Source organism: Microbacterium sp. USHLN186, from assembly GCF_037145155.1.
Classification (GTDB): domain Bacteria; phylum Actinomycetota; class Actinomycetes; order Actinomycetales; family Microbacteriaceae; genus Microbacterium.
Genome location: NZ_JBBCYA010000002.1, coordinates 436,635 through 460,862, shown reverse-complemented (window position 1 = coordinate 460,862; position 24,228 = coordinate 436,635). Strand labels below are relative to the sequence as shown.

The window sequence follows — 24,228 nt, the reverse complement described above, 5'->3', positions numbered from 1 at the left end:
CTCGCTTCGGGAGTCTCCAGTCAGCCCGATCGCCGTCGCATGTGCGAGGGGGTTGACGCGAGGCCCGTGGTGCCTAGACTCGTACGGCTGTGCCGCCCGCGGGCGGCGCACTCAGACGGCCCCGACCCCGAACAGCAGACCGAGCAGATAGGTGATCGCCGCCGCTCCGAAGCCGATCGCGAGCTGACGCAGCGCGCGTTTCAGCGGCGGCCCGCCCGAGAGGATCCCCACCATCGCGCCGGTCGCGAGCAGCGCGATGCCGACGAGCACGAGCGCGAGCACGATCGCCGCGCCGCCGCTCAGGCCGAAGATCCAAGGCAGCACCGGCACGATGGCTCCGGAGGCGAACAGCAGGAAGCTGGAGATGGCCACCGACCAGTCGCCGCCGACGATGTCGTGATCCGGCTGGATCGCGATGGGGCTGGTCGCCTCGCGGCGGATGCCCTCCTGGGCGGCGGAGACGACCCGCTGCGCGCGCGCCAGCGACTCCTCCTCCCCCATCCCTCGGGCCCGGTATACAAGTGCGAGTTCGTTCGCGTCGATGTCGAGGTCGGCCGCCGCGGCATCCGCGTCGTTGTTCTCCGCCGTCGCGTCCAGCAGCTCGCGCTGCGATCGCACCGACACGAACTCTCCCGCGCCCATGGAAAGTGCGCCCGCCAACAGGCCGGCGATGCCGCTGAAGAGCACGAAGCCGGCTCCGGCGCCCGTTGCGCCGATGCCGAGCACCAGCGCGAGGTTGGAGACGAGGCCGTCGTTGGCGCCGAACACGGCGGCGCGGAACGAGCCGGACAGCCGTCGGCGGCCGCGCGCGGCGAGACCGCGCACGACCTCGTGGTGCACCTTCTCATCGGCGCGCATGGCGGGCGTGGCGTACTGCTCCGCGTCGTACGGCGAGCGGGCCTCCGCGCTCTGCGCGAGAGCCAGCACGAAGATGGAGCCGAAGCGCCCGGCCATCCAGCCGAGCATCCGGGAGCGCAACCCAGCGCGGGGCAGGCGTTCCGGCTCGCCGCCGAGCAGGTCGAGCCAATGCTGCTCGTGGCGACGCTCGGCGTCGGCGAGCGAGAGCAGGATCTCGCGCTCCTCGCCCTTCCGGCGCGCGGCGAGGCGCGCGTAGACGGCGCCCTCCGCGCGCTCCTCGACGAGATAACGTGCCCACTGCCGGCGGTCGGCGGCGGTGGGTTCTGCGGGCGCGATCATGCATCCTCCGAGAGGGTGGTGGGAACATTCCACGCTACCGAGGCGCACCGCCGACGACGGCTCTGAAGCCGGTATTGGCAGGTTTTCGGAGAGCCGAACAGAACGCGGGTGCCGGCCGATCACTGGTCAGGAGCGCACGCGCTTGCGCAGCACGTCGATGCGGGACTGCAGCTGGGTCACCGTCGCCTGCGCGACGGCGGGCCCTCCGCACACGCGCCGCAACTCGGCGTGCACCGCGCCGTGCGGCTCACCGCTCTGGCGGGCGTACAGCCCGACCAGACTGTTCAGCAGCTGCCGTTGCTCGCGCAGGGTGCGATGCAGCGGCGCCGGCAGCGTGGTCGTCGCCTCCGGAGGTGCGCTGGCCTCGCGCGCCTCCCGCAGACGGCTCTGGCGCGACTGACGCTGCATGAGGAGCTCGTGCACGTGCTCGGGCTCGAGCAGGCCAGGGATGCCGATGAACTCCTCCTCCTCCGGCGTCCCCGGTTCGGCGAGCTGGCCGAAGTCCTTCCCGTCGAACACGACGCGGTCGAAATGCGCCAACGAGGAGATCGCCTGATAGCTGAACTCCTGGGTGAGGGCGTCGGAGGCGTCGTCCTCACGGTTGGCGCTCTCCAGCAGCGAGTCCTCGAGACCGTCCTCGTCCTTGCTCTGCCGGTCGAGGGCGTGATCGCGCTGCTTCTCCATCTCGTTCGCCAGCGTCATCAGCACCGGCACGTTCGGCAGGAAGACGCTGGCCGCCTCCCCGCGTCGGCGGGCGCGCACGAAGCGGCCGATCGCCTGCGCGAAGAACAGCGGCGTCGACGAGGAGGTGGCGTACACCCCGACGGCAAGACGGGGTACGTCGACACCCTCGGACACCATGCGCACCGCGACCATCCAGCGTCGCTGGCTCTCGCTGAACTTCTCGATCCGCTCCGAGGCCGCCGCGTCGTCGGAGAGCACCACGGTCGGCTGCTCACCGGTGATGCTGTGCAGGATCTTCGCGTAAGCGCGCGCGACGGTCTGATCGGTCGCCAGCACCAGCCCCCCGGCGTCGGGGACATGATGACGGATCTCGCTGAGGCGGCGGTCGGCGGCCGAGAGCACCGCCGGCATCCATGCGCCCTCCGGATCCAGCGCCGTGCGCCACGCCTGCGAGGTGACGTCCTTCGTGTTGTCCTGGCCGAGGTGCGCCTCGAGCTCATCGCCCGCGCTGGTGCGCCAGCGCATCTTGCCGGCGTACATGTGGAACAGCACGGGGCGCACGACGCCGTCGGCGAGGGCCCGCCCATAACCGTACGCGTAGTCCGTGCTGGAGATCCGCGCGCCGGACTCGTCGGGCAGGTACGACACGAACGGGATCGGCGCGGTGTCGCTGCGGAACGGCGTGCCCGACAGCAGCAGGCGCCGGCGGGCCGGCCCGTAGGCATCGCGGATGGCGTCGCCCCAGCTGAGGGCATCGCCGCCGTGATGCACCTCGTCGAGGATCACCAGCGTGCGCGCGTCCTCGGTGAGGTGGCGGTGCACGGACGACTTCGCGGCGACCTGCGCGTACGTGACGACCACACCGTGGTATTGCCGAGACGGCGCCCAATGGCTGTTCTTGAACCGGGGGTCGAGGCGGATGCTGACGCGGGCGGCGGCATCCGCCCACTGCGTCTTCAGGTGCTCGGTGGGCGCCACGACGATGATGCGGTTGACCTCTCCCATACGCAGCAGCTCGACCGCGAGTGTGAGGGCGAACGTCGTCTTGCCGGCGCCCGGCGTCGCGGCCACCAGGAAGTCGCGCTGATCAGCCTCGAAGTACTGCTCGAGAGCCTCCCGCTGCCAGGCCCTCAGCTTGTCCGCGGTGCCCCACGGGGCGCGCTGCGGAAAGGACGGGGAGAGCATTCCCCCTACGATAATCGAGGCCGCTGACAGTCGCGTACGCCGCCGAGGTAGGCTCGGATGCCGTGCCCGGGCACGGCCTGCGGCACCGCTGCGGAAGGAGAGACGATGCTCGATCAGGAGTCGTCGCGCACACCCTACGTCGCCAATGAGGGCCCGCATCCCTGGCGGCGCTTCGTCGCCGTGGGCGACTCGTTCACGGAGGGCATCGGCGATCCGGATCCTGCTGCACCGGGCGGCAACCGGGGGTGGGCGGATCGCGTGGCCGAGGTGCTCGCTCAGGACGTCGATGACTTCGCATATGCCAACCTCGCGGTGCGCGGCAAGCTCATCGGTCAGATCGTGACCGAGCAGATCGATCCGGCCGTCGCGCTCAAGCCGGACCTGGTGTCGATCTGCGCCGGCGGCAACGACGTGATCCGCCCGCGCACGGACCCGGATGCCATCGCGGCCCAGCTCGAGGGCGCGGTGGCGCAGCTCGCGTCGACCGGGGCGGCGATCGTGCTCTTCACCGGCATCGACACGAACTTCACCCCGGTGTTCCGGCCGTTTCGCGGCAAGGTCGCGATCTACAACGAGAACGTGCGGACGATCGCCGAGCGTCACGACTGCATCGTCGCCGATCAGTGGGCGCTGAAGGTGATCCAGGACCCCCGGTTCTTCGCCGATGACCGCCTGCATCTGAACGCGCTCGGCCACCACGAGGTGGCTCGCATGGTGCTGCGCGCACTGAACGTGCCGAACGATCTGCAGGCCATGCAGCCCGATCCGATCCCCGCCCGCACCTGGCGCCAGGCGCGTACCGAGGACATCGACTGGGCGCGCGAGCACCTCGTGCCGTGGGTGCTGCGGCGGCTGCGGCACCAGTCCTCGGGAGACCACATCGTGGCCAAGCGTCCGGCCGCGATGCCGTTCCGGCGTACCGACGAGGTCTGACGAGCGAACGCGGCCTGATCGAGCGGACGCGTCAGCGAGTGGCGTAGAACGCGACGGCCGAGGCGGCCGCGACGTTGAGCGAGTCCACTTCCCCCGTCATGGGTATCGTCACGCGGCGGTCGAGTCGCTCATCGGTGTCGGCGCGCAGACCATCGCCCTCGGTGCCGAACACCAGCGCGAGCCGAGGCGCCGCCTCGGCGACCAGTGCATCGAGCGGGATCGCCCCGGCGCCCAGGGTCAGCCCCGCGACGAGGTAGCCGGCGCGCTGCAGAGTCGCGATGCCATCCGGCCAGCTGGGCAGACGGGTCCACGGAACCTGGAAGACCGTTCCCATCGACACACGAACCGCGCGCCGGTACAGCGGGTCGGCGCAGGTTGGGGTGACGAGCACCGCGTCGACACCGAGCGCTGCCGCCGAGCGGAACACCGCCCCGACGTTCGTGTGATCGGTCAGGCCCTCCAGCACCGCCACACGCGAGCGCGCGGGAAGCCCCGCGAGCACTTCCGCGACGGGAGCCGGCGTCGGGCGGTGCATGGCAGCCAGCACGCCGCGGTGCACGGCGAAGCCCGTGAGCGTCTCGGCGACGTGGTCGGCGACGACGTAGACCGGCACGTCGCCGCCTCCTGGCAGGTCCTCGAGAAGGCGGATGACGGCATCCGTCCACTTCTGCTGCGTGAGCACCGACCTGGGGCGGTGACCGGCGGCGAGGGCCCGCTCGATCACCTTCGCCGATTCGGCGATGTACAGACCGCCCGCCGGCTCGCGCACGCGCCGCAGAGCGGTGTCGGTCAGCGACCGGTAGTCGTCCAGGACGGGATCGGCGGGATCGCCGATGTGGAGCAGGGGCATCCCGCCATGTTGTCAGGGCCCGGACACTGCGGGCGAGTCGGAGGGCGGGTGCACACGGGTGCAGCCACGACCCTCCGCGTGTCCGGCGCACATAGACTGCACACGTGCAGTCGCTCGTGTACCCGGCATCCGATGCACTGGACCGCGCCGCGGAGCTGCTGTGCGGTCGCTCGGTGGCGGCGTTGACCGGCGCCGGCATCTCCACCGACTCGGGCATTCCCGCCTATCGCGGGGTGGACGCCCCGCCACGCTCGAAGCCGATGACGATCCAGACGTACCTGTCCGACGAGACCGCGCGGCGGCGCTACTGGCTGGGCGGGCATCTCGGCTATCGGGCCTTCACATCGCCGGATGCCAACGGCGGGCACCTCGCGCTCGCCGCGATGGAACGCACGGGCGCGGTCAGTGGCGTAATAACGCAGAACGTCGACGGACTGCACCTGCGCGCGGGCAGTCGTCGCGTCGTCGAGCTGCACGGGACCATGCACCGCACGCTGTGCCTGAACTGCGGGCAGGTGTACGACCGGCGCGCGATCGCCGAGCACATCGAGGCGCTCAATCCCTGGATCCTCGTGCCGGAGAACATCGTGCTCAATCCCGACGGCGATGTGTCGCCCGAGACCACGGAGGGCTTCCGCATCCCGCCCTGCCCGATCTGCGGCGGCATGCTCAAGCCCGACGTCGTGTACTTCGGGGAGTTCGTGCCCGCACCTCGCTTCCGCCTCGCGGAGTCGCTCATGCGCTCCTCCGACGCCCTGCTCGTGGCCGGCACCTCGCTGGTGGTGAACTCCGGCATCCGCGTGATCGAGCGCGCGCGCCGGCGTGGCATCCCGCTGGTGATCGTCAACCACGAGCCGACCCGCGCCGACGTCTGGGCCGACGAGGTGATCGCCGGCGGGACCACCGAGGTGCTCACCGCGCTGGCCGATCGCCTCGACGCCGCCTGAGCGCGCCTCGCCTATGCTCGAATGGTGACTCTGCTTACTCTCGTGCGCCATGGACAGACCGACTGGAACCTCGACCGGCGCATCCAGGGCAGCACCGACATCCCCCTCAACGACACCGGACGGGCGGATGCCCGCGCAGCGGCGGGCGCGCTCGCCGGGGTGCGTTACGACGCGATCTATGCCAGCCCACTCGTGCGCGCGCAGGAGACGGCGCAGATCATCGCCGCCGAGCTCGGTCTGGACGCCCCCGCACTCACGCGTGGTCTGCGCGAGCGCGAATTCGGCGACGGCGAGGGGATGCTCGTCGAGGACTACCTCATGCAGTGGACGGACTGGACGACCACCGTGCCGGGCGCCGAGACCCTCGACGAGGTGCGCGACCGTGCGCTGGACTCGCTCGAGCGCATCGCCCTCGCATCCCGGCGTCGCTCCGCACCGCGGGCGGAGTCGATCATCGTGGTCAGCCACGGTGGCGTCATCCGCTCGCTGCTGATGCACGTTTCGGGCGGTTCGCTGCCACGACCGGATGACGTGCTGCGCAACGGCTCGATCCACCGGTTCGTGGCGGAGCCGGGCAGCCTGCGCCTGCTGGAGAGCATCGCGGCCTGACCCTTCGACGGGCTCAGGGACCCAGGACGGGCTCAGGGAACGAGCGCTCAGGGATCGAGGCGGTCGAGCACGGCGCGGGCATGACGCAGCACCGGCTCATCGATCATGCGCCCCTCGAAACGGAACACGCCGCGTTCACCGTCCGCCGCCTGAAGCACCGCGCGCGCCCAGCGCACCGCCGTCTCGTCCGGACGGTACGCGTCGCGGATCACCGCCACCTGACTGGGATGGATGCACGCCGTCGCACCGAAGCCCGAGGCGACCGCGTCAGCCGCCTCCGCGGCGAGGCCGCCGAGGTCCGCGATGTCCAGGTGCACGGCATCGATCGCGGTGCACGCGTACGCGCCGGCGGCGAGCAGCACCTGCGACCTGGCGGTGCGGGCGACATCGCGATAGCGCCCGTCCGGAAATCGGCTGGCCGTGCCGCCCAGCGACGCCACGAGATCCTCCGCTCCCCACATCAGGGCCACCGTGCGCTCGTGAGCGGCGATCTCCCCGGCACGGTGCACGCCGCGGGCGGTCTCGCACAGCGCGATCAGCTCGTATTCGTCGCCGAAGACGTCGAACGCCCTCGGGTCCTCGCTCTTCGCCACCATCACGGTGTGAAACGGTGTGCGCCGCACGGCCTCCACATCGAGCGCGAACCCCGCCGTCGACGGCGCGTTCACCCGCACGATCACGCGGGCGGGGTCGAGCTCAGCGGCGACGATGTTCTCCCGCGCCTGCGCTTTGGCATCCGGCAGCACCGCGTCCTCGAGGTCGAGGATCACGGCATCCGCCTTCTGCAGCGCTCCGGCGAACCGCTCGGGCCGATCCGCAGGGCAGAACAGCAGCGCGGGACCCATCGACAACGTCATCTACTCCCCCTCCGGACGGCACCGCATCAGCGCGGTACGGGTGGCCTTGGCAACGATCACACCGTCCTGGTTGCGCCCGGTGTGCTCGATGGTGCAGATGCCCTGCCCTGGGCGGGAGGCGGAGAGCCGTTTGTCGACGATCACGCTCTCGGTGTACAGCGTGTCCCCGTGGAACAGCGGATGCGGGAACGAGATGTCGCCGAGACCCAGCTGCGCCACCAGGGTGCCCTGGGTGAGCTGGGCGACCGAGGCGCCGACCATGGTCGACAGCGTCCACATCGAGTTCATCAGCCGCTGACCGAACGGCTGCTGCGCGTCGGAGAACGCCGCATCCAGGTGCAGCGCCTGCGTGTTCATGGTGAGCGTCGTGAACAGCACGTTGTCGGCTTCGGTCGCTGTGCGGCCGGGCCGGTGCAGGTAACGGGCGCCGACCTCGAACTCCTCGAAGTACAGCCCCCGCTGAACGATGTCGGTCATGATCGCACGCTATCCGACCAGGCCCAGCGACCGGGCGATGACGAGCAGCTGCACCTCGGTGGTGCCCTCGCCGATCTCGAGGATCTTCGAGTCGCGGTAGTGCCGGGCGACGGGGTACTCGTTCATGAAGCCGTTGCCGCCGAAGATCTGCGTCGCATCGCGGGCGTTGTCCATCGCCGCCTCGCCCGACACGAGCTTCGCGATCGCCGCCTCCTCGGCGAACGGGCGCCCCGCGTCACGCAGCCGCGCGGCGTGGTGCCAGGCCAGGCGGGCGGTGTGCACCCGGGCGCGCATCCGCGCCAGGGTGAACTGGGCGTTCTGCCGGGTGCTCAGCGCCGCGCCGAAGACCGTGCGCTTCCCGGCGTAGTCGACCGCTGCTTCCAGGCAGCCCTCGGCCGCACCGGTCGCCAGCGCCGCGATCGCGATGCGCCCCTCGTCGAGGATGCTGAGGAAGTTGCGGAATCCCTGCCCGCGCTCGCCCAGCAGGTTCTCCTCGGGCACCCGCACGTCCTGCAGGGTGAGCGGGTGCGTGTCAGAGGCGTTCCAGCCGACCTTGTCGTACGCCGGCTCGACGGTGAAGCCGGGGGTGCCGTTCGGGACGATGATCGTGGAGATCTCCTTGCGCTCCCCGCCGCCCGCGCGCTGCGCCGTTCCCGTCACTGCCGTCATGGTGACGAAGCGGGTGATGTCGGTGCCCGAGTTGGTGATGAACTGCTTGCTGCCGTTGAGCACCCACTCGCCGCCCTCGAGGCGCGCGGTGGTGCGCGTGGCGCCGGCGTCGCTGCCGGCCTCCGGCTCGGTGAGGCCGAAGCCCGCCAGCGCCTCGCCGGCGAGAAGGGCCGGCAGGTACTCGCGCTTCTGCGCCTCGGTGCCGAAGCGGTAGACGGGCATCGCGCCCAGGCTCACGCCCGCCTCGAGGGTGATCGCGAGCGACTGGTCGACCCGGGCGATGCCCTCGATCGCGAGGCCGAGCGCGAGGTAGTCACCGCCCTGCCCGCCATACTCCTCAGAGAACGGCAGACCGAACAGGCCCATCTCGCCCATCTGCCGCACGACGTCGAGATTCAGGGTGTGCGTGCGATCGGCCTCATACGCCTGCGGCGCGACGACCTGCTCGGCGAACTCGCGGACCATCGCGGCGAGTTCGCGCTGCTCCTCGTTCAGATCGACACCGGTGAGTTCGGTGCTGGCGCTCATGCTGTCTCCTCTTCGCTGACTCGTGCGACGGGCTGATCCCGCCGCACCTGGTCGCCGAGCGCGACCAGCAGGTGCACCGTGCCGTCGTGCGGCGCGAGCACCGGATGCTCCATCTTCATCGCCTCGATCGAGACGAGCGGGTCGCCCTCGCGCACGCTGTCGCCGTCGCCGACGTGCAGGGCCACGATGCTGCCCGGCATGGGCGCGCGGCCCTCAGGCTCGCGGGGACCGGCGGCGCGCTGCTGCTCCGCGAGGCGCTGCTGCAGACGCGCCCGGCGGGTGAGCGGGCGAAGTCGCATCGTCGTCCCCTCGTGAAACACCCACACCGCGCCTTCGGCGTCGCGTGCCGCGGGCAGATGCCGCTGCCCTTCCGCGCCCGGCGTCACCTCGAACACCCGGTCGTCGTCGGTGCGGAGCGTCACCGGCATCTGCGCCGCCGTCGACCCGAGGCGCCAGCCGGCGAGCTCGCGCCAGAGCCTCGACGCCCCGTCGGAACCGGCCGGTGACGTCTTCGAGTCCACGGACGCCAGCACCGCTGCCGCGGAGCGCAGCATCCGCTCGTCGGGGGTGGGCGCGGAGACCGGAAGCATGGTGTCGATCAACCCGGTGTCGAGGTCGCCTGAGACCACCCGCTCGTGACGGCACAGCGCGCGCAGGAAGGCGATGTTCGTCTCCACGCCGAGGACGACGGTGCGTGCCAGGGCGAGATCGAGCCGGCGCAGTGCGGTGCGACGATCCGGAGCGTAGGCGATGACCTTGGCGATCATCGGATCGTAGAACCCGGTGACTTCCGAGCCCGTCTCGACGGCCGCATCCACACGCACTCCCTCCGGCGCGTCGAAGAGCAGCACCCGCCCGGTAGAGGGGAGGAATCCGCGCTCGGGCGACTCGGCGTACACGCGCGCTTCGACCGCGTGGCCGTGCACGGCAGGGGGCGCCTCCAGTGCACCGTCGGTCGCCACATGCAGCTGCAGCGCGACCAGATCGAGCCCGGTGACCTCCTCGGTGACCGGATGCTCGACCTGCAGGCGGGTGTTCATCTCGATGAAGAAGAACTCGTCTACGGCATCCGCCTCGACGAGGAACTCGACAGTGCCCGCGCCGACGTATTCGACGCTCTGCGCGGCGGCCACCGCCGCAGCGAGCAGACGGCTGCGCACCTCCTCGGGCAGATGCGCGGCGGGCGCCTCCTCGATGACCTTCTGGTGACGACGCTGCAGCGTGCACTCGCGCTCGCCGAGAGCGACGACCGTGCCGTGCGCATCGCCGAACACCTGCACCTCGATGTGCCGGGGTCGCTGCACGAGGCGCTCGAGCACCATGGAGTCGTCGCCGAATGCGGAGATCGCCACCCGACGCGCGGCGGAAAGCGCACCGGCGAGCTGATCGGCCGAGCGCACCACCTCCATGCCCTTGCCGCCGCCACCCGCGCTGGGCTTGACCAGCAGCGGATAGCCGACCTCGTCCGCGCGTGCGCGGATCTGCCCGTCATCGAGCCCCGTCGCGTCGAAACCGGGCACCACCGGCACGCCGTGCCGAGCCACGTGCTCACGCGCGCGCGCCTTGTCACCCATGACCTCGAGCGCGTGCTCGCCGGGGCCGATGAAGACGACGCCCGCTTTCGCGCAGGCGCGCGCCAGCTGGACGCTCTCGGAGAGGAAGCCGTACCCGGGATGGATCGCCTGGGAGCCGGATGCCGCCGCGGCGGCCATGATGGCATCCACGTTCAGGTAGGAGTCAGCGGCGGCCGCGGCGCCGATGCGCACCGCGACGTCGGCCTCACGCACGTGTGGCGCGTCGGCGTCGGCGTCGCTGTACACCGCGACGCTGCGGATGCCCAGATCGCGCAGCGTGCGGATGACGCGGCGGGCGATCTCGCCGCGATTGGCGACGAGGACGGTGTCGATGGTCAGCATGATCACATCCGGAAGAGGCCGAAGCGGGGGGCGGGAAGCGGCGTCCGCGAGACGACGTCGAGTGCGAGACCGAGCAGGTCCCTGGTCTGGTCAGGGTCGACGATTCCGTCGTCCCACAGCCGGGAAGTCGCGTAGTACGGCTCGCCCTGCGCCTCGTACTGCGCGCGGATCGGGGCCTCGAACTCGGCGCGCTCCTCGGTGGTCCACGGCGTGCCCGCCGCGCGCAGCTGGTCGTCCTTGACGGTGCCCAGCACGGATGCCGCCTGTGCGCCGCCCATCACCGAGATGCGACTCGCCGGCCAGCTCCACAGGAACCGTGGCGAATAGGCACGGCCGCACATCGAGTAGTTGCCGGCACCGAACGATCCGCCGATGATCACGGTGAGCTTCGGGACGCGGGTGGTGGCCACGGCGGTGACCATCTTGGCGCCGTCCTTCGCGATCCCGCCCGCCTCGGCATCCGTACCGACCATGAAACCGGTGATGTTCTGCAGGAACAGCAGCGGGATGCCACGCTGATCGCAGAGCTCGATGAAGTGGCCGCCCTTCAGCGCCGACTCGCTGAACAGCACGCCGCGGTTGGCGACGATGCCGACCGGGTGGCCGTGCAGGCGCGCGAAGCCGGTGACGAGCGTCGTGCCGTACTCGGGCTTGAACTCGCTGAAGGTCTCCGCGTCGACGAGTCGGTCGATCACGTCGTGCACGTCATAAGCGGCGTTCACGTCGACCGGCACCACGTCGTAGAGACTTCCGCTCTCGCGCGGCGCGATGCTCGGCACGACGTGCCATGCCGGCGACGCCGGCTGCGGCAGTGTGGCGACGACGTCGCGCAGGATCTCGAGGGCATGCTCATCGTCCTCGGCGAGGTGGTCGACGACTCCCGAGCGGCGGGCGTGCAGCTCACCCCCGCCGAGCTCCTCGGCGGTCACGACCTCGCCGATGGCCGCCTTCACCAGCGGCGGGCCACCGAGGAAGATGGTGCCCTGGTTGCGCACGATCACGGTCTGGTCGCTCATGGCCGGCACGTACGCGCCCCCTGCGGTGCACGATCCGAGCACCGCCGCGAGCTGCGGAATGCCCTCGGCCGACATGCGCGCCTGGTTGTAGAAGATGCGGCCGAAGTGATCGCGGTCGGGGAACACCTCGTCCTGCTTGGGCAGGAATGCGCCGCCGGAGTCGACGAGGTAAAGGCACGGCAACCGGTTCTCGAGTGCGATCTCCTGCGCGCGCAGGTGCTTCTTCACCGTCAGCGGGAAGTAGGTGCCGCCTTTGACGGTCGGGTCGTTGCAGACCACCATCACGTGCCGACCGTGCACGAGCCCGATTCCTGCGATGACACCTGCTGCGGGTGCTTCGCCGCCGTACATGCCGTCCGCGGCCAGCGGCGCCACCTCCAGGAAGGGGCTGTTCTCGTCGAGCAGGCGGGTGACGCGATCGCGTGGAAGCATCTTGCCGCGGGCGACGTGCCGCTCGCGGGAGCGCTGGGGTCCACCGAGCGCGGTGGTGGCGAGTCGCTCGCGCAGCTCCTCGGCGAGTGCCTGCTGGGTGACGGGCATCGCGGGTCCTCCTCGACCGTTGCTGAATTTTCGCACCAGAAGGGTTAGTGTTCACTAACCCGGCAATTCAGGTTAGCGAGGATTAACCGGAATGACAACGCCCGTCACCGCCCGCGATCGCGCCAAGGCCGAGCGCACCGACGCGATCCTCGTCGCCGCGGCCGGCCTGTTCGCCGCGCGCGGCTACTCGGGCGTGAGCTTGGAGGACATCGGTGCGGCGGTCGGTGTGTCAGGGCCGGCGGTGTACCGGCATTTCGCGGGCAAGCAGGCACTGCTCGGCGCGCTCCTGATCGGTGTGAGCGAAGGGCTGGTGTCCGGCGGCCAGCGGGTGCTAGAAGACGCCGCAGTCCCCGACGTGCGCATGTCCATGCTCGTGGACTTCCACGTCGACTTCGCGCTGCGCAACGCCGACGTGATCCGCGTGCAGGACCGCGACCTCGCGCACCTCTCCCCCGAATCACTTGCGGATGTGCGCCGGCTGCAGCGCGCCTACATCGAGCTGTGGATCGACACGCTCAGCCGGCTGGTCCCCGCCGATCGCGACGCGCTGCGGTTGCGTGTGCAGGCGTGCTTCGGTCTGCTCAACTCCACGCCGCACAGCACCAGCGCAGCGCTGCGCGCGCGCCCCGGTACGGCCCGCCTGCTGCAGGCCATGGCGATGGCCGCCCTGACCGCTCGCAGCTGAGCGGGCGGCCAGGGCGGCCAGGGTCCAGAGTCAGAACAGCAGCGCCCGGCCGGGCTGCTCGAGGATATCTGCCACATCCTTCAGGAAGCGGGCGCCTTCCGCGCCGTCGACCAGCCGGTGATCGAACGACAGGCTCAGCGTCATCATCTGCCGCAGGGCGATCTCGCCGCGGTGCTCCGCCGGCTGGCGTCGCACTGCGCCGACGGCGAGGATCCCCGACTGTCCCGGGGGCAGGATGGGCGTTCCCGCGTCGATGCCGAACACGCCGATGTTCGTGATCGAGAACGTGCCGCCCGCGAGGTCCGCCGGGCTCGTGCGGCCCGCTCGTGCGGTCTGCGTCAGCTGCGTCAGGGCATCCGCGAGCCCGGTCAGCGAGAGGCGCTCGGCGTCGCGGATGATCGGCACGATCAGTCCCCGCTCCGTGGCCGCGGCGATCCCCAGATCGACGAAGTGGTTCTGCACGATCTCGCCGGCCGCCTCGTCCCACGTCGCGTTCAGCGAGGGGTTGCGACCGAGCGCGAGGGTGACCGCCTTCGCGACGACGACGAGCGGTCCGATGCGGTGCTCGGCCAGGGCGCGGTCGGCCTTGAGCTGCGCGATGAGCTCCATGGTCGCGGTCACGTCGACGGTGTGGAAGGTGGTGACGTGCGGGGCCGTGAAGGCGCTGTGCACCATGGCCTGCGCGGTGTGCTTGCGCACGCCCTTGATCGGTATCCGGGTCTGCGCGCGTTCGCCGGCGGGCATCCGAGCACTGCCGACCGACGGCGCCGGGGCGGCGGCATCCGACGGCCGGAGGTCCGCGCGCTCCGCCACGCCGACCCGCCGTGCGTAGTCGTCGATTTCTTCGCGGGTGATCACCCGGTCGCCGACCTCGGCGGCGACGAGGACGAGATCCACGCCCAATCGCTTCGCGTAGGCACGCACGGGCGGGGTCGATCGCGGGCGCTCACCGGTCGCGGGTTCCGCGACGCTGGGGGGCAGCGCGTCGTGCGGGGCGGCGGCGAGCACCTCGGCATCCGCCGGCGACGTCGAGGCAGCGGCTCCGCGTCGCGCGCGCCGGGCGGGGCGACCGCCGGATGCCGGCGCGGCACCGTAGCCCACCAGGTTCGGCTGCGCCTTCTCCTCCCCTGCCGCACCGGCCTCGGCGCTCCCTGCCGTATCGGACCCCGCCGGCGCGGGCTCGTCGCCGGCGACCTCGAAGGCGATCAGCGGCGCTCCGACCGGCACCGTCTCGCCGGCGTCGGCGTGCAGCGATGCGATGGTTCCCTCGTAGGGCGATGGCAGCTCCACGATGGCCTTGGCGGTCTCGACCTCCGCGAGCGTCTGGTTCAGCGCGACGGTGTCGCCGGGCTGCACCATCCACTGCACCACTTCGGCCTCGGTCAGCCCCTCGCCCAGGTCAGGCAGGTGGAATTCGGCGATCAATGCGTCTCTCCATTCGCTTCGGCGGCACCGCTGAGGCTGTGCGGGCGATCCATCACCCGGTCGACGGCATCGAGGATGCGGTCGAGGTCGGGCAGGTGGAACTTCTCGAGCTTCGCCGGCGGGTACGGGATGTCGTGTCCGGTGACCCGCACCGGCGCCGCCTCGAGGTACTCGAAGCAGAATTCGGTGATGCTGGCGATCACCTCTGCCGCGACGCCTGCCTCGCGGGAGGCCTCGTGGGCCACGACGACGCGGCCGGTGCGGCGCACCGACGCCGACACGGTCTCATAGTCGACCGGCGACAGCGAGCGCAGATCGATCACCTCGAGCGAGATCCCCTCGTCCTCGGCGGCGGCAGCGGCATCCAGAGCGGTGCCGACCATCGCGCCGTAGGTGATCACGGTGGCATCCGTACCCGTGCGCACGACGCGCGCGAGGCCCATCGGCGGGGCATCCGCGAGTGATGCGTCGAGGTCGACCTCGCCCTTGTGGTGGTACAGCCGCTTCGGCTCGAAGAACAGCACCGGATCGTCGCTGGCGATGGCCTGACGGAGGCAGCGGTACGCGTCCTGCGGGTCGGACACGGCGATCACCCGTAGTCCGGCAGTGTGCACGAAGTACGCCTCGGGTGACTCCGAGTGGTGCTCGGCCGCGCCGATGCCACCCGCCCACGGCACCCGGATGGTCAACGGCATCTTCACGCGGCCCTGCGTGCGGTAGTGCAGCTTCGCCACCTGCGAGACGATCTGGTCGAACGCCGGGTAGATGAAGCCGTCGAACTGGATCTCGATCACCGGGCGATACCCGCGGAAGGCGAGTCCTACCGCTGCGCCGACGATGCCCGACTCCGCCAGCGGCGTGTCGATGACGCGCGGGGCGCCGAACTCGGCCTTCAGCCCGTCGGTGATGCGGAACACACCGCCGAGGGTGCCGATGTCCTCACCGAGCAGCACGACCCGGTCGTCGTCGGTCATGGCCTGGCGGAGGGCGGCGTTGAGCGCCTTGCCCATCGTCATCTGGGTCATCTCAGGCCTCCTCGAACGATGCGAGGTACGCGGAGTACTCGTCGCGCTGACGCTGCAGTCCGGAGTGCGGCTCGGCGTAGACCCGATCGAACACCGCGAGAGCAGGACGGCTCTGCATTCCGATGCAGGCCGCGCGCATGTCTCGGGCCACAGCGTCCGCCTCGGCCTGGACGGCGTCGAGGTGCTCCTGCGAGAGCTCGCCCGCGGCGCGCAGGTGCGCCTCGAGCCGGGTGATGGGGTCGCGCTCGCGCCACGCGGCGAGCTCGGCGTCATCGCGGTAGCGCTTGGGGTCGTCGGCGGTGGTGTGCGGTCCCATCCGGTAGGTCACGGCCTCGAGGTACGCGGGCCCCTCCCCCGAACGGGCGTGATCGAGCGCCCAGCGCATCGCCGCCATGCAGGCGAGGACGTCGTTGCCGTCCACGCGCATGCTGGGGATGCCGAAGCCCGGCGCTCGTCCTGCCAGCGGGTACTGCGACTGCAGGCCGACCGGCTCGGAGATCGCCCAGTGGTTGTTCTGGCAGACGAAGACGACCGGGGCGCGGAACGACGAGGCGAAGACCATGGCCTCGTTCACGTCACCCTGGCTGGTGGCACCGTCGCCGAAGTAGGTCACCGCGACCTCGTCGGCGCCGTCGTGCAGGATGCCCATGCCGTAGCCGACGGCGTGCAGCGTCTGCGCGCCGATGATGATCTGCAGGGGGGCGATTCCCAGTTCGGCGGGGTCGTACGCCGAACCCTCCTCGCCGCGCCACATGCGCACGTAATCGCCGGGTTGCGCGCCGCGCGCGTACATCACACCGGTCTCGCGGTAGCTGGGGAACACGAAATCGCGCGCGGCAAGAGCACGCGCGGTGCCGATCTGCGCGGCCTCCTGCCCGTTGCACGGGGCCCACAGTCCGAGCTGGCCCTGACGCTGCAGGGCGACGCCCTCCGCGTCGATACGACGCAGCACCACCATGTCGCGGTGCAGATCCCGCATCCGTGCCGCGTCGACGTCCTTGATCAGCCGGTCCAGACGCGGGTTGGGCACACGCGTGCCGTCCGGAGCGAGAATGCGTTCGGTGAGCTCGAGATCGTTCTGCGTGTCGACGATCGGAGTGGTGTGCGGTGACATCGGCGTCCTCCTGACGTGGCGGCCTTCGTGGGGCCTGCACGGCTTTCCGACGGCTGCGTCGGACCTACTCGCATGCTACGTCGGCCTGACACCTCGCTCAAGCATGTCCGCGCCCGCTGAGCATGTTGCACAATATAGGCGCGGCAGGCCCTGATATCGTGTGGCACTATGCCCGCCCTGGATCGGATCGACCTCGAACTGCTCACCGCGCTCGCAGAGGACCCGCGGATGACGGTCGTCAAGCTCGCTGATCGGCTGCGACTCTCTCGCAACACCATCCAGGCGCGGATGGCGCGGCTGGAGCAGACCGGAGTGTTCGAGTCGTACGAGCGCTCGTTCTCGACCGAGGTGCTCGGCTTCCCGCTGCAGGCTTTCATCAGCATCGGCGTGCGCCAGACCGAGCTGCCGCGTATCATCGCCGAGCTCTCGCGGGTGCCGGAGATCGTGCAGGTGCACGGCCTGAGCGGGTCGATCGACCTGCTCGCCCGGGTGGCCTGCCGTGATGCGCGTCATCTGTTCGACACCGACGCGCGCATCCTCTCGATCGACGGGGTCGAGCGCACCGAGACGTCGCTCGCAATGGGTGAGGTCATCCCGTTCCGCGTCGCCGGGCTCATCGGCCTCGCTCGGCGGGAAGTCTGAGGAAGCGCCGGATCGCCGTCGCCGCCTCACCGGGCGTCTCGTAGTGAATGAGGTGACCCACGTCCGCGATCTCGACGAGCTCGGCGCGGGGGAACATCGTGGCCAGTCGACGTTCGGCCTCGATCGGAGTGATGTCGTCGCGCTGCGCGGCGACGAGCAGGGTCGGCACCTCGATGGCGCCGGCGAACGCGCGCACGTCGTGTGAGACGCTGGTGACGAAGGCATCGTGCAGCACGTCGCGGTCAGCGAACCGTGAGAAGTAGCGATCGTGCTGATCGTGGATGAAACGCCGCAGGGCTCGGTCGCGGGTCTTCGCCATCGCGATGCTCATCACCCGCACGATCAGCGGATGCCGCAGCAGCCCGGTGCCGAGTCGTTCCGGCAGGCGCGCACCCAGCGCGTAGTACAGCACCGCGAGACGTGTGAGCACACCTTTCGGTCCCTCCAGCGCGGGGGCGCCGATGGGGTTCACCAGGATGAGCCGCGGCGTGGGCAGCCCGCCGGCGACGGCCGCACTGGTGACGATCGACCCGAAGGAGTGCCCGAGGATGACCGCGCCGGGGGCCACGGCTGCGGCGAATGCCGTGAGCCATTCGACGTACAGTGCGAGGTCGTGCGTGCGTCCGGGGATCGGCGGCGTCTCGCCGAAACCCGGCAGGTCGGGTGAGATGATCCGGATGCCGGGCAGGTGCGCGACCACCGGTTCCAGGCCGTGGTGCTCGCCGCGGAAGCCGTGCACGGCGATGATCGTCGCGGCGCCCTCTGCGGCCTCCCCGTACGCCCAGTAGGCGGTCGTCGAAGCGAGCACCTGCACCTCTTCGCGGCGCACCGGAATCGCCCGCAATCGGGCGGCATAGGGCGAGTCGACGGGCATGCGGTGAGTCTACGGGACGGAATGTCGGTGCCCGTCCGTACGTTCGAATCAAGGAAGGAGTCACCATGAACACCCTCACCGATTCACTGCCCGCCCTGCGCTGGCAGACCCCGCCGCTGCGCAGCAGGGCCGAGCACCTCGACCGCGCCGGCGAGCGGCTGTGGCGGGTCGTCGACGCCCGCGGCGTGATTCGCGGACACCTGCGCGTCGTCGCGGACCCGCTCGGCATCCGCTACCGCGCAGAGCGGCTGCACCTGGCGTCCGGCGCGTTCCTGCTGGTGGGCGAGTTCTGGGATCCGGACGACGCGGTGGCGTCGCTGCGGAGTTGAGGACGTGCCCCCTGCAGGATTCGAACCTGCGACCAACGGATTAGAAAGCCGATGCTCTTCCTCTGAGCTAAGGAGGCGCTGCTCCGCCCAGATTACCGTGTCGGGCCCGTCGCTAGGATCGAGTCATGGTTTCTGCGTCTGAGAACGATCGGCTCGTCTGGATCGACTGTGAGATGACGGGCCTCGACCTCTCGGTCGACGAGCTCGTCGAGATCGCAGTCGTCGTCACGGACTTCGAGCTCAACCCCGTCGACCACGGGTTCCAGATCGTGATCAAGCCGAGTGACGACGCGCTGTCGCACATGAACGACTTCGTGACCGACATGCACCGCGCGTCCGGGCTCATCGATGAGATCCCTGCAGGTGTGAGTCTGGCCGAGGCCGAGCAGCAGACGCTGGACTACATCCGTCGTTTCGTCCCCCTCGAGCGCAAGGCTCCATTGGCGGGCAACACGATCGGCACCGACCGGATGTTCCTGGCGAAGTACATGCCGCGAGTCGATCAGTACCTGCACTACCGCAACGTGGATGTGTCCAGCGTCAAGGAGCTCTCTCGCCGCTGGTATCCGCGGGTCTTCTTCCGCGCCCCGGAGAAGAACGGCGGACACCGTGCGCTCGCCGACATCCTCGAGTCCATTCGCGAGCTGCGCTACTACCGCGATGCCGTCTTCGTCGCCACCCCCGGTCCCAGCTCCGACGAGGCACGCGAGATCGCCGATCGCACCGTGTCCGAGTTCACTCCGAACATGTAATAGACTTGTGGAGTTGCCTGCTCCGGCGGGCGCATGGTGGGTATAGCTCAGCTGGTAGAGCACCGCGTTGTGGTCGCGGGGGTCGCGGGTTCAAGCCCCGTTACTCACCCTGAAGGAAGCCCCCGGCAATCGCCGGGGGCTTCTGCATTCCCTAGCGAGGATCGCCATCACTGCGCCCCGATCGCGAGGGCGTCGAGGTCGGCATCCGGCTGCCGATCAACGCTGCCCACGCGTGCGCTCGGTCACGTGGGGTCTCCTTGACCAACTCGTAGACCATGGTGCGGTGCAGACGCTGCTGCGTGATGAGCGAGTACCCATGCCGGCGCAGCGCGGCGAGATCCGCGGATGCCGTGGCCGCGTGTTTCGATTCGATCAGCCAGACTGTGCGCTCGCGAAGCCCTGCGGCGATGTCCTGCACCGGCGCGAGTTCGTCCCACAGACCTGCGCGGGCGTCGAAGGCGGTGACGAGTTGGGGGTCCCGCAGGCCGCCGAAGGAGTCGGGGTACAGGCGGTACGCCAGACGAGCAGTGCGAGAGGGTCGCGGTCCCTGGCCGAACAGCACTGCGTCGCCCGGGTGCGCCTGCTGTGCGATGGTGTCGGCAACGGCTCGGAAGTCGGCGCCGCCATCTTTCGCGTAGGGGGTCCGCTGATGCAGGTACCGCGGCACTGTCACGCCGAGCACGAGCACGGACAGCGCCGCTGCGCCCCCGATCAGCGCCAGACGGTGCGCGCTCAGCACGCCGAGCAGACCGGTGATCCCCCGGGCTGCGAGAAGAGCCGCCGCTCCGAGACTGATGGCCAGATAGCGGGAGTCGTAGGTGGGTGAGACGAGCAGATGCAGGGTGATCATCACCAGCGCGGGCACGAGCAGCCAGGCCAGCGCGAGCGGCACCCAGCTGCGGTCCGCGCGGTCGCGTAGACCGTGCACGACGCCCCACGCCATCAGCGCCCAGAACACCACGGCGACCGTCACGGCCGCGAACCAGGGGGTGACCAGCACCCCGGTCACGCTGAGATAGCCGCGATGACCGAGGAAGGCCACCTGATGCCGCTGCAGTGCGGCGAGGGTGATGATCGGCAGAGCCACCACCGCGGCGGTGATCCCGGCCCGGATCAGGTCGGCCACCGGCTCCCCCGCGACGCCGCGACGGCGTCGCACGGCCACGGAGATCACGACGGTCGCGATCAGCGCGAGCGGCACGAGAAGCAGGTAGAGGAAGAACCAGGACGCCGCCCCCGACAGCACCCCGTACCCGATCCACCGCGAGGGCGACGTGCGGCGCGCACGCAGCACCACGAACAGGATCACCAGCCACACCGAGAGCGCCTCTGTGATGGCATAGCCGCGCGCCTCCATCGCAAGAGCACTCGAGCGTGGGATCACTGCGACGAGAAGACCCGCGACGACTCCCGTCCGCTGACCGGCCCAGCGCCTTCCCAGCACGACGAGACCCGCCGCGAACACGCCCGTGGCCATCACGCTGAGGGTCCTCGTCGCCCACTCGCCGCTTCCGAACAGGCCGATCCACACGTGCAGCACGGCGTAATAGATGCCATGCACGGCATCCACTGCGCTCAGTTCCCGAAGCATACTCGGCAGGGTCCGCTGCGCGGACATCACGCTCGCCGCTTCGTCTCCCCAGTACGACGGCACACCGGCGCCGTTGAGAACGATCAGAGCCACCGCCACGCCGACCGCCAGGGGCACCACCCACGTCGGACGAAGCGCCGCGCTCCATCCGACGCGGGCATCGCGCGCATCCGTCCCTCCGGTCACGGTCATGACTCCAGTGAACCCCCGATCCGTGCCCAGACGCTGTGAGAACGGCGTCCGCCTCATGAGAGTCCGCACACGTGCCGGACGCGGATAGCATCGAGACATGCCCCTTTCCGACTCCCGCGAAGCCGAGGTCACCGGACCTGGTGGAGTCGAGGACGCGCCGCCACGACCTCTAGTCGGGATGACGGTGGAGGAGTTCGAGGCCCTGGTCACCGACGAGCTCGATCGGCTGCCCGACGACATGGTGGACGGTCTGGAGAACGTCGTCTTCGTCGTGGAGGACGCGCCGGAGGACGGCAGCGACCTGTTCGGACTGTACGAGGGTTTCGCGCTGACCGAGCGGGGCCAGTACGGCATGGGCGAGCTGCCGGACCGCATCATCGTGTACCGCCGTGCTCATCTCGACGCGTGCGCGGACGAGGCCGAGCTGCGCGACGAGGTGCACACCACCCTCGTCCACGAGATCGCGCACTTCTACGGCATCGACGACGAGCAGCTGCACGAGCTGGGGTGGGCATGAGCACGCCGGCATCCACTCCGCTGCTCGACGAGCAGCTGACCGTCGCGCCGCTCGTGCCATGGCAGCTCGTCGTCTGGGACGATCCCGTCAACCTCATGAGCTACGTGGTGCGCGTGTTCCGCCGCTACTTCGGATACCCCGAGGAGCATGCGACTGCTCTCATGCTCGCCGTGCACAACGAAGGGCATGCCGTGGTCGCCACCGGGCCGCGGGAGACGATGGAGGTGCACGCTCAGGCGATGCACGACTTCGGGCTGTGGGCCACCATCCGGCGGGTCCCGCAGTGAGCGTGATGATCTCGATCGCGTGGATCGAAGGACGCAACCTGCTGCATCTGATCGACGAGTTCCTCGAGCTCGTCGACAGTCCGCGCTCGAGCGACGATCCCGCGCTCGAAAGACTCGCCCCGGCCGCCTACCCCGATGACGACGCCGCAACCGCCGAGTTCCGCCGCGGCACCAGGGGTGAGCTGTTCGACCGCCGCCGCAAGGACGGCCTCGTCATGCGCGGGGATCTCATCGGCTTCGACACGGACGATGACGACGATCGCGACGTGCTGGCCACGCACGCCCTCGGTATCCCCCTCGCGCACGTCGACGCGTGGATGCGCACTCTCGCCGCGGTCCGGCTGGTCGTCGCGTCACGCCTCGGGGTCGAGCACGACGACCACCACGACCCCGAAGACCCGCGGTTCCACGTGTACGACTGGCTCGGATATCGACTGGACGACCTGATCCAGCGCGCTGACGAGGCGGACGCCGCTACGGCGTAGACACCCGCACGTGAGCGAGCCGCTGCGGCTCGTGCCGGGCGATGTGCGCATCCTCCTGGGCCGCCCACATGTCCCAGTGGCTGCGGAAGCCGTCGCCGTCGCGTTCGAGAGCGCGACGCCGCCGCGAGTCCGGCGGTCCGTCGACCCAGACGGTCACGTCCGCGAGCGGCGCCGTGGCGGGCGTCAGAGCGCCGCAGCCTTCGACGATCAGTCCGAGGGCCGGGTCGACGGCATGGGCCTCGGCCTCTTCCCTCAGCTCCCAATCCCACCGCCGCCAGGTGCCGATCAGACCGCGTCCATGCGGACGCAGCACCTGATCACGCGCGATCTCCGCGCCGCGCTCGAGCCCGCCCCAGCCCGGGTACACCGAGTCGAGCGCGAGCAGCTGCACGGGCGTGTGCAGCGGCCACGCCCTGGCGACGCGCGAGGCGAGACTGCTCTTGCCCGCACCGCTGCGACCGTCGATCACCACGACCGGATTCGACGCCGACACCGCCGTGACCGCACCGCAGATGCGCGCCGTAGCCGCACTCAGACGCTCTCCGAAGGGGTCAGAGGCAGCGGCTGTGGGCATGGTACTCACGCTATCGAATCCCCGGTCCCGTCACTCACGGCCGAACGGCCGCGGCTCCACCGCGTTCCCACCGCGCCGTTCCGTCGCACCGACGTGTCGCGCACGGGTGATCATGCCGACGCCGAACCGCGCCCGCGCGTCGTCGAGGGTGCCTTCGAGACGACGCTGATCCTCGTCGTCGTCCCACAGCGCCATGGCCGATGCTCCGGCCGCCCGCAGCTTCTCGGCGCGCACCCCGACCAGCCGCACGGGATCCCTGCGCTCGATCTGGGCGAACAGGGCGACCGCCGTCTCTCCGATGCGCTGGCCCACATCGGTCGGCTCGGACAGTGACACGGTGCGGCTCAGCGTGGTGAAATCGGCGAAGCGGATCTTGATCGCCACCGCTCCCGCCTGCCATCCCGATGTGCGCAGGCGCGCCCCCACGCGGTCGGCGAGGCGCAGCAGCTCGGAGCGCAGCAGGTCTCTATCGACGATGTCGCGATCGAAGGTCTCTTCGTGGCCGATGCTCTTCTCAACCCGCTCGGTCTCGACCGAGCGGGCGTCGAGACCGCGGGCGAGGTCCTGTATCCGCTGTCCGAGCGCAGGGCCGACGGCGCGCTCCAGCGCTTCGGCCGGCGCCTCACGCACATCCCGGATCAGACGGATGCCCCGGCGCTGCAGCGCTTCGGCGGCCTTCGGCCCCACGCCCCACATGGCGCCGACCGGTCGCGGGTCGAGGAACTCCTGCGTCCGCGCGGCGGGGACGACGAGCATCCCGTCCGGCTTGGACACGGTGGATGCCATCTTCGCGACGTGCTTCGTGGCCGCGACCCCGACGCTGCAGGTGATGCCGACCTCGTCGCGTATCCGCCGCCGGATGAGGCCCGCGATCTCGCCCGGGCTGCCCCAGAGGCGACGCACCCCACGCACGTCGAGGAACGCCTCGTCGATCGAGAGCGGCTCGACGAGCGGTGTGATGCTCTGGAAGATCTCCATCACCTGGGCCGAGACAGCCCGATAGCGACTGAAGTCCGGTGGAACCACGCGGGCGGTCGGGCACAGCCGCAGCGCGTGGGCGACAGGCATCGCGCTGCGCACCCCGAACCGACGCGCTTCGTACGATGCACTCGACACCACCGAGCGGCCGTCGCGCCCGCCGATGATCAACGGCAGCCCGCGCAGGGACGGGTCGTAGAGCACCTCGACCGCCGCGTAGAAGGCGTCCATGTCGACATGCAAGATGCCCGTGCCGCTGTCGTCCGCGCCCTCCCGCGAGACGATGCGGCCGGATCCGTCCCCGCGTCCCATGCGTCCATCCTGCCCGGTGCCACCGACATCGCGTCGGT

At 70.2% G+C, this 24,228-nt stretch carries 25 protein-coding genes and 2 tRNA genes; 11 read left to right on the top strand and 16 right to left on the bottom strand.

Annotated elements, in window-relative coordinates; all coding sequences use genetic code 11:
* Positions 1-111: 111 nt before the first annotated feature.
* On the bottom strand, positions 112-1,197 hold the full coding sequence (locus WFG93_RS06250; RefSeq protein ID WP_336645456.1) for a VIT1/CCC1 transporter family protein: 1,086 nt from the start codon (positions 1,195-1,197) through the stop codon (positions 112-114).
* Positions 1,198-1,323: 126 nt separating this feature from the next.
* Positions 1,324-3,066 carry a DEAD/DEAH box helicase gene (locus WFG93_RS06245; RefSeq protein ID WP_336645455.1) on the bottom strand — a complete coding sequence of 581 codons (1,743 nt, stop codon included), beginning with the start codon at positions 3,064-3,066 and terminating at the stop codon, positions 1,324-1,326.
* A gap of 105 nt (positions 3,067-3,171) precedes the next feature.
* Between WFG93_RS06245 and WFG93_RS06240 the strand changes: the two genes are divergently transcribed.
* Positions 3,172-3,999 (top strand): SGNH/GDSL hydrolase family protein, encoded by an 828-nt coding sequence (locus WFG93_RS06240; RefSeq protein WP_336645454.1) that lies wholly within the window; start codon positions 3,172-3,174, stop codon positions 3,997-3,999.
* A gap of 31 nt (positions 4,000-4,030) precedes the next feature.
* Here the strand turns inward: WFG93_RS06240 and WFG93_RS06235 are convergent, their stop codons facing one another.
* Positions 4,031-4,849, bottom strand: a complete 819-nt coding sequence (locus WFG93_RS06235; protein ID WP_336645453.1) for a TrmH family RNA methyltransferase — start codon at positions 4,847-4,849, stop codon at positions 4,031-4,033.
* Between the two features lie 104 nt (positions 4,850-4,953).
* Between WFG93_RS06235 and WFG93_RS06230 the strand changes: the two genes are divergently transcribed.
* Positions 4,954-5,796, top strand: a complete 843-nt coding sequence (locus WFG93_RS06230; protein WP_336645452.1) for a Sir2 family NAD-dependent protein deacetylase — start codon at positions 4,954-4,956, stop codon at positions 5,794-5,796.
* Between the two features lie 21 nt (positions 5,797-5,817).
* A complete protein-coding gene (locus tag WFG93_RS06225) occupies positions 5,818-6,405 on the top strand; it encodes a histidine phosphatase family protein (RefSeq protein ID WP_336645451.1) in 588 nt (195 codons plus the stop codon).
* Between the two features lie 47 nt (positions 6,406-6,452).
* Here the strand turns inward: WFG93_RS06225 and WFG93_RS06220 are convergent, their stop codons facing one another.
* The 5 genes from WFG93_RS06220 to WFG93_RS06200 are packed head-to-tail and all read right to left on the bottom strand — an operon-like array spanning position 6,453 to position 12,408.
* Complete coding sequence (locus WFG93_RS06220; protein WP_336645450.1) at positions 6,453-7,262, bottom strand: HpcH/HpaI aldolase/citrate lyase family protein; 810 nt, start codon at positions 7,260-7,262, stop codon at positions 6,453-6,455.
* Positions 7,263-7,739: a MaoC family dehydratase gene (locus tag WFG93_RS06215; RefSeq protein ID WP_336645449.1), complete on the bottom strand. Its 477-nt coding sequence runs from the start codon at positions 7,737-7,739 to the stop codon at positions 7,263-7,265.
* 9 nt (positions 7,740-7,748) lie between these two features.
* A complete protein-coding gene (locus WFG93_RS06210) occupies positions 7,749-8,936 on the bottom strand; it encodes an acyl-CoA dehydrogenase family protein (RefSeq protein ID WP_336645448.1) in 1,188 nt (395 codons plus the stop codon).
* Positions 8,933-10,852 (bottom strand): acetyl/propionyl/methylcrotonyl-CoA carboxylase subunit alpha, encoded by a 1,920-nt coding sequence (locus tag WFG93_RS06205; RefSeq protein ID WP_336645447.1) that lies wholly within the window; start codon positions 10,850-10,852, stop codon positions 8,933-8,935. The genes WFG93_RS06210 and WFG93_RS06205 overlap by 4 nt, the downstream gene beginning before the upstream one ends.
* A 2-nt stretch (positions 10,853-10,854) precedes the next feature.
* Complete coding sequence (locus WFG93_RS06200) at positions 10,855-12,408, bottom strand: carboxyl transferase domain-containing protein (protein WP_336645446.1); 1,554 nt, start codon at positions 12,406-12,408, stop codon at positions 10,855-10,857.
* A 91-nt stretch (positions 12,409-12,499) separates the two neighbouring features.
* Between WFG93_RS06200 and WFG93_RS06195 the strand changes: the two genes are divergently transcribed.
* Positions 12,500-13,093, top strand: a complete 594-nt coding sequence (locus WFG93_RS06195) for a TetR/AcrR family transcriptional regulator (protein WP_336645445.1) — start codon at positions 12,500-12,502, stop codon at positions 13,091-13,093.
* Between the two features lie 30 nt (positions 13,094-13,123).
* Here WFG93_RS06195 and WFG93_RS06190 read toward each other — a convergent pair whose 3' ends face one another.
* Genes WFG93_RS06190 through pdhA form a run of 3 tightly spaced genes read right to left on the bottom strand, consistent with a single transcriptional unit; the run spans position 13,124 to position 16,657 of the window.
* Entirely contained in the window at positions 13,124-14,518 is a 1,395-nt protein-coding gene (locus WFG93_RS06190) for a dihydrolipoamide acetyltransferase family protein (RefSeq protein WP_336645444.1), read from the bottom strand.
* Complete coding sequence (locus tag WFG93_RS06185) at positions 14,515-15,543, bottom strand: alpha-ketoacid dehydrogenase subunit beta (protein ID WP_336645443.1); 1,029 nt, start codon at positions 15,541-15,543, stop codon at positions 14,515-14,517. Before WFG93_RS06185 ends, WFG93_RS06190 begins: the two co-directional genes overlap by 4 nt.
* Position 15,544: 1 nt before the next feature.
* The gene (pdhA, locus tag WFG93_RS06180) at positions 15,545-16,657 is read right to left on the bottom strand and encodes a pyruvate dehydrogenase (acetyl-transferring) E1 component subunit alpha (RefSeq protein WP_336645442.1); all 1,113 of its coding nucleotides are present in this window, start codon (positions 16,655-16,657) and stop codon (positions 15,545-15,547) included.
* A gap of 168 nt (positions 16,658-16,825) precedes the next feature.
* On the opposite strand from pdhA, the gene WFG93_RS06175 reads away from it, so the two are divergent.
* A complete protein-coding gene (locus tag WFG93_RS06175; RefSeq protein ID WP_336645441.1) occupies positions 16,826-17,299 on the top strand; it encodes an Lrp/AsnC family transcriptional regulator in 474 nt (157 codons plus the stop codon).
* Here the strand turns inward: WFG93_RS06175 and WFG93_RS06170 are convergent.
* Positions 17,271-18,173 carry an alpha/beta fold hydrolase gene (locus WFG93_RS06170; RefSeq protein WP_336645440.1) on the bottom strand — a complete coding sequence of 301 codons (903 nt, stop codon included), beginning with the start codon at positions 18,171-18,173 and terminating at the stop codon, positions 17,271-17,273. The genes WFG93_RS06175 and WFG93_RS06170 overlap by 29 nt on opposite strands.
* Before the next feature lie 65 nt (positions 18,174-18,238).
* Between WFG93_RS06170 and WFG93_RS06165 the strand changes: the two genes are divergently transcribed.
* Positions 18,239-18,502 (top strand): hypothetical protein, encoded by a 264-nt coding sequence (locus WFG93_RS06165; protein ID WP_336645439.1) that lies wholly within the window; start codon positions 18,239-18,241, stop codon positions 18,500-18,502.
* A 5-nt stretch (positions 18,503-18,507) separates the two neighbouring features.
* Here the strand turns inward: WFG93_RS06165 and WFG93_RS06160 are convergent.
* Positions 18,508-18,579 (bottom strand) — tRNA-Arg (locus WFG93_RS06160).
* Positions 18,580-18,627: 48 nt separating this feature from the next.
* Here WFG93_RS06160 and orn point away from each other — a divergent pair.
* Together orn and WFG93_RS06150 are read left to right on the top strand one after the other, a co-directional pair.
* Positions 18,628-19,254, top strand: a complete 627-nt coding sequence (gene orn, locus WFG93_RS06155; protein ID WP_336645438.1) for an oligoribonuclease — start codon at positions 18,628-18,630, stop codon at positions 19,252-19,254.
* Positions 19,255-19,290: 36 nt separating this feature from the next.
* Positions 19,291-19,363: transfer RNA gene (locus WFG93_RS06150), tRNA-His, on the top strand.
* Between the two features lie 42 nt (positions 19,364-19,405).
* On the opposite strand, the gene WFG93_RS06145 is transcribed toward WFG93_RS06150, so the two are convergent.
* Positions 19,406-21,037: a glycosyltransferase family 39 protein gene (locus WFG93_RS06145; protein ID WP_336645437.1), complete on the bottom strand. Its 1,632-nt coding sequence runs from the start codon at positions 21,035-21,037 to the stop codon at positions 19,406-19,408.
* A gap of 178 nt (positions 21,038-21,215) precedes the next feature.
* On the opposite strand from WFG93_RS06145, the gene WFG93_RS06140 reads away from it, so the two are divergent.
* The 3 genes from WFG93_RS06140 to WFG93_RS06130 are packed head-to-tail and all read left to right on the top strand — an operon-like array spanning position 21,216 to position 22,326.
* The gene (locus WFG93_RS06140) at positions 21,216-21,554 is read left to right on the top strand and encodes a metallopeptidase family protein (protein WP_336645708.1); all 339 of its coding nucleotides are present in this window, start codon (positions 21,216-21,218) and stop codon (positions 21,552-21,554) included.
* Entirely contained in the window at positions 21,551-21,841 is a 291-nt protein-coding gene (clpS, locus tag WFG93_RS06135; RefSeq protein WP_336645436.1) for an ATP-dependent Clp protease adapter ClpS, read from the top strand. The genes WFG93_RS06140 and clpS overlap by 4 nt, the downstream gene beginning before the upstream one ends.
* A gap of 5 nt (positions 21,842-21,846) precedes the next feature.
* Entirely contained in the window at positions 21,847-22,326 is a 480-nt protein-coding gene (locus WFG93_RS06130; protein WP_336645707.1) for a DUF2017 family protein, read from the top strand.
* On the opposite strand, the gene WFG93_RS06125 is transcribed toward WFG93_RS06130, so the two are convergent.
* On the bottom strand, positions 22,316-22,900 hold the full coding sequence (locus WFG93_RS06125) for a hypothetical protein (protein WP_336645435.1): 585 nt from the start codon (positions 22,898-22,900) through the stop codon (positions 22,316-22,318). The genes WFG93_RS06130 and WFG93_RS06125 overlap by 11 nt on opposite strands.
* Positions 22,901-22,930: 30 nt before the next feature.
* Positions 22,931-24,190 (bottom strand): DNA polymerase IV, encoded by a 1,260-nt coding sequence (gene dinB, locus WFG93_RS06120; RefSeq protein WP_336645434.1) that lies wholly within the window; start codon positions 24,188-24,190, stop codon positions 22,931-22,933.
* Positions 24,191-24,228 lie beyond the last annotated feature (38 nt).

Coding starts and splice junctions, on each gene's coding strand:
- orn (WP_336645438.1), top strand. CDS start 18,628: ATGGTTTCTGCGTCTGAGAACGATCGGCTCGTCTGGATCGACTGTGAG.
- WFG93_RS06130 (WP_336645707.1), top strand. CDS start 21,847: ATGATCTCGATCGCGTGGATCGAAGGACGCAACCTGCTGCATCTGATC.
- WFG93_RS06245 (WP_336645455.1), bottom strand. CDS start 3,066: ATGCTCTCCCCGTCCTTTCCGCAGCGCGCCCCGTGGGGCACCGCGGAC.
- WFG93_RS06225 (WP_336645451.1), top strand. CDS start 5,818: ATGGTGACTCTGCTTACTCTCGTGCGCCATGGACAGACCGACTGGAAC.
- WFG93_RS06125 (WP_336645435.1), bottom strand. CDS start 22,900: ATGCCCACAGCCGCTGCCTCTGACCCCTTCGGAGAGCGTCTGAGTGCG.
- clpS (WP_336645436.1), top strand. CDS start 21,551: ATGAGCACGCCGGCATCCACTCCGCTGCTCGACGAGCAGCTGACCGTC.
- WFG93_RS06240 (WP_336645454.1), top strand. CDS start 3,172: ATGCTCGATCAGGAGTCGTCGCGCACACCCTACGTCGCCAATGAGGGC.
- dinB (WP_336645434.1), bottom strand. CDS start 24,190: ATGGGACGCGGGGACGGATCCGGCCGCATCGTCTCGCGGGAGGGCGCG.
- WFG93_RS06185 (WP_336645443.1), bottom strand. CDS start 15,543: ATGACCCAGATGACGATGGGCAAGGCGCTCAACGCCGCCCTCCGCCAG.
- WFG93_RS06250 (WP_336645456.1), bottom strand. CDS start 1,197: ATGATCGCGCCCGCAGAACCCACCGCCGCCGACCGCCGGCAGTGGGCA.
- WFG93_RS06220 (WP_336645450.1), bottom strand. CDS start 7,262: ATGACGTTGTCGATGGGTCCCGCGCTGCTGTTCTGCCCTGCGGATCGG.
- WFG93_RS06170 (WP_336645440.1), bottom strand. CDS start 18,173: ATGCCCGTCGACTCGCCCTATGCCGCCCGATTGCGGGCGATTCCGGTG.
- WFG93_RS06215 (WP_336645449.1), bottom strand. CDS start 7,739: ATGACCGACATCGTTCAGCGGGGGCTGTACTTCGAGGAGTTCGAGGTC.
- WFG93_RS06145 (WP_336645437.1), bottom strand. CDS start 21,037: ATGACCGTGACCGGAGGGACGGATGCGCGCGATGCCCGCGTCGGATGG.
- WFG93_RS06210 (WP_336645448.1), bottom strand. CDS start 8,936: ATGAGCGCCAGCACCGAACTCACCGGTGTCGATCTGAACGAGGAGCAG.
- WFG93_RS06235 (WP_336645453.1), bottom strand. CDS start 4,849: ATGCCCCTGCTCCACATCGGCGATCCCGCCGATCCCGTCCTGGACGAC.
- WFG93_RS06205 (WP_336645447.1), bottom strand. CDS start 10,852: ATGCTGACCATCGACACCGTCCTCGTCGCCAATCGCGGCGAGATCGCC.
- WFG93_RS06165 (WP_336645439.1), top strand. CDS start 18,239: ATGAACACCCTCACCGATTCACTGCCCGCCCTGCGCTGGCAGACCCCG.
- WFG93_RS06175 (WP_336645441.1), top strand. CDS start 16,826: ATGCCCGCCCTGGATCGGATCGACCTCGAACTGCTCACCGCGCTCGCA.
- WFG93_RS06200 (WP_336645446.1), bottom strand. CDS start 12,408: ATGCCCGTCACCCAGCAGGCACTCGCCGAGGAGCTGCGCGAGCGACTC.
- WFG93_RS06140 (WP_336645708.1), top strand. CDS start 21,216: ATGACGGTGGAGGAGTTCGAGGCCCTGGTCACCGACGAGCTCGATCGG.
- pdhA (WP_336645442.1), bottom strand. CDS start 16,657: ATGTCACCGCACACCACTCCGATCGTCGACACGCAGAACGATCTCGAG.
- WFG93_RS06195 (WP_336645445.1), top strand. CDS start 12,500: ATGACAACGCCCGTCACCGCCCGCGATCGCGCCAAGGCCGAGCGCACC.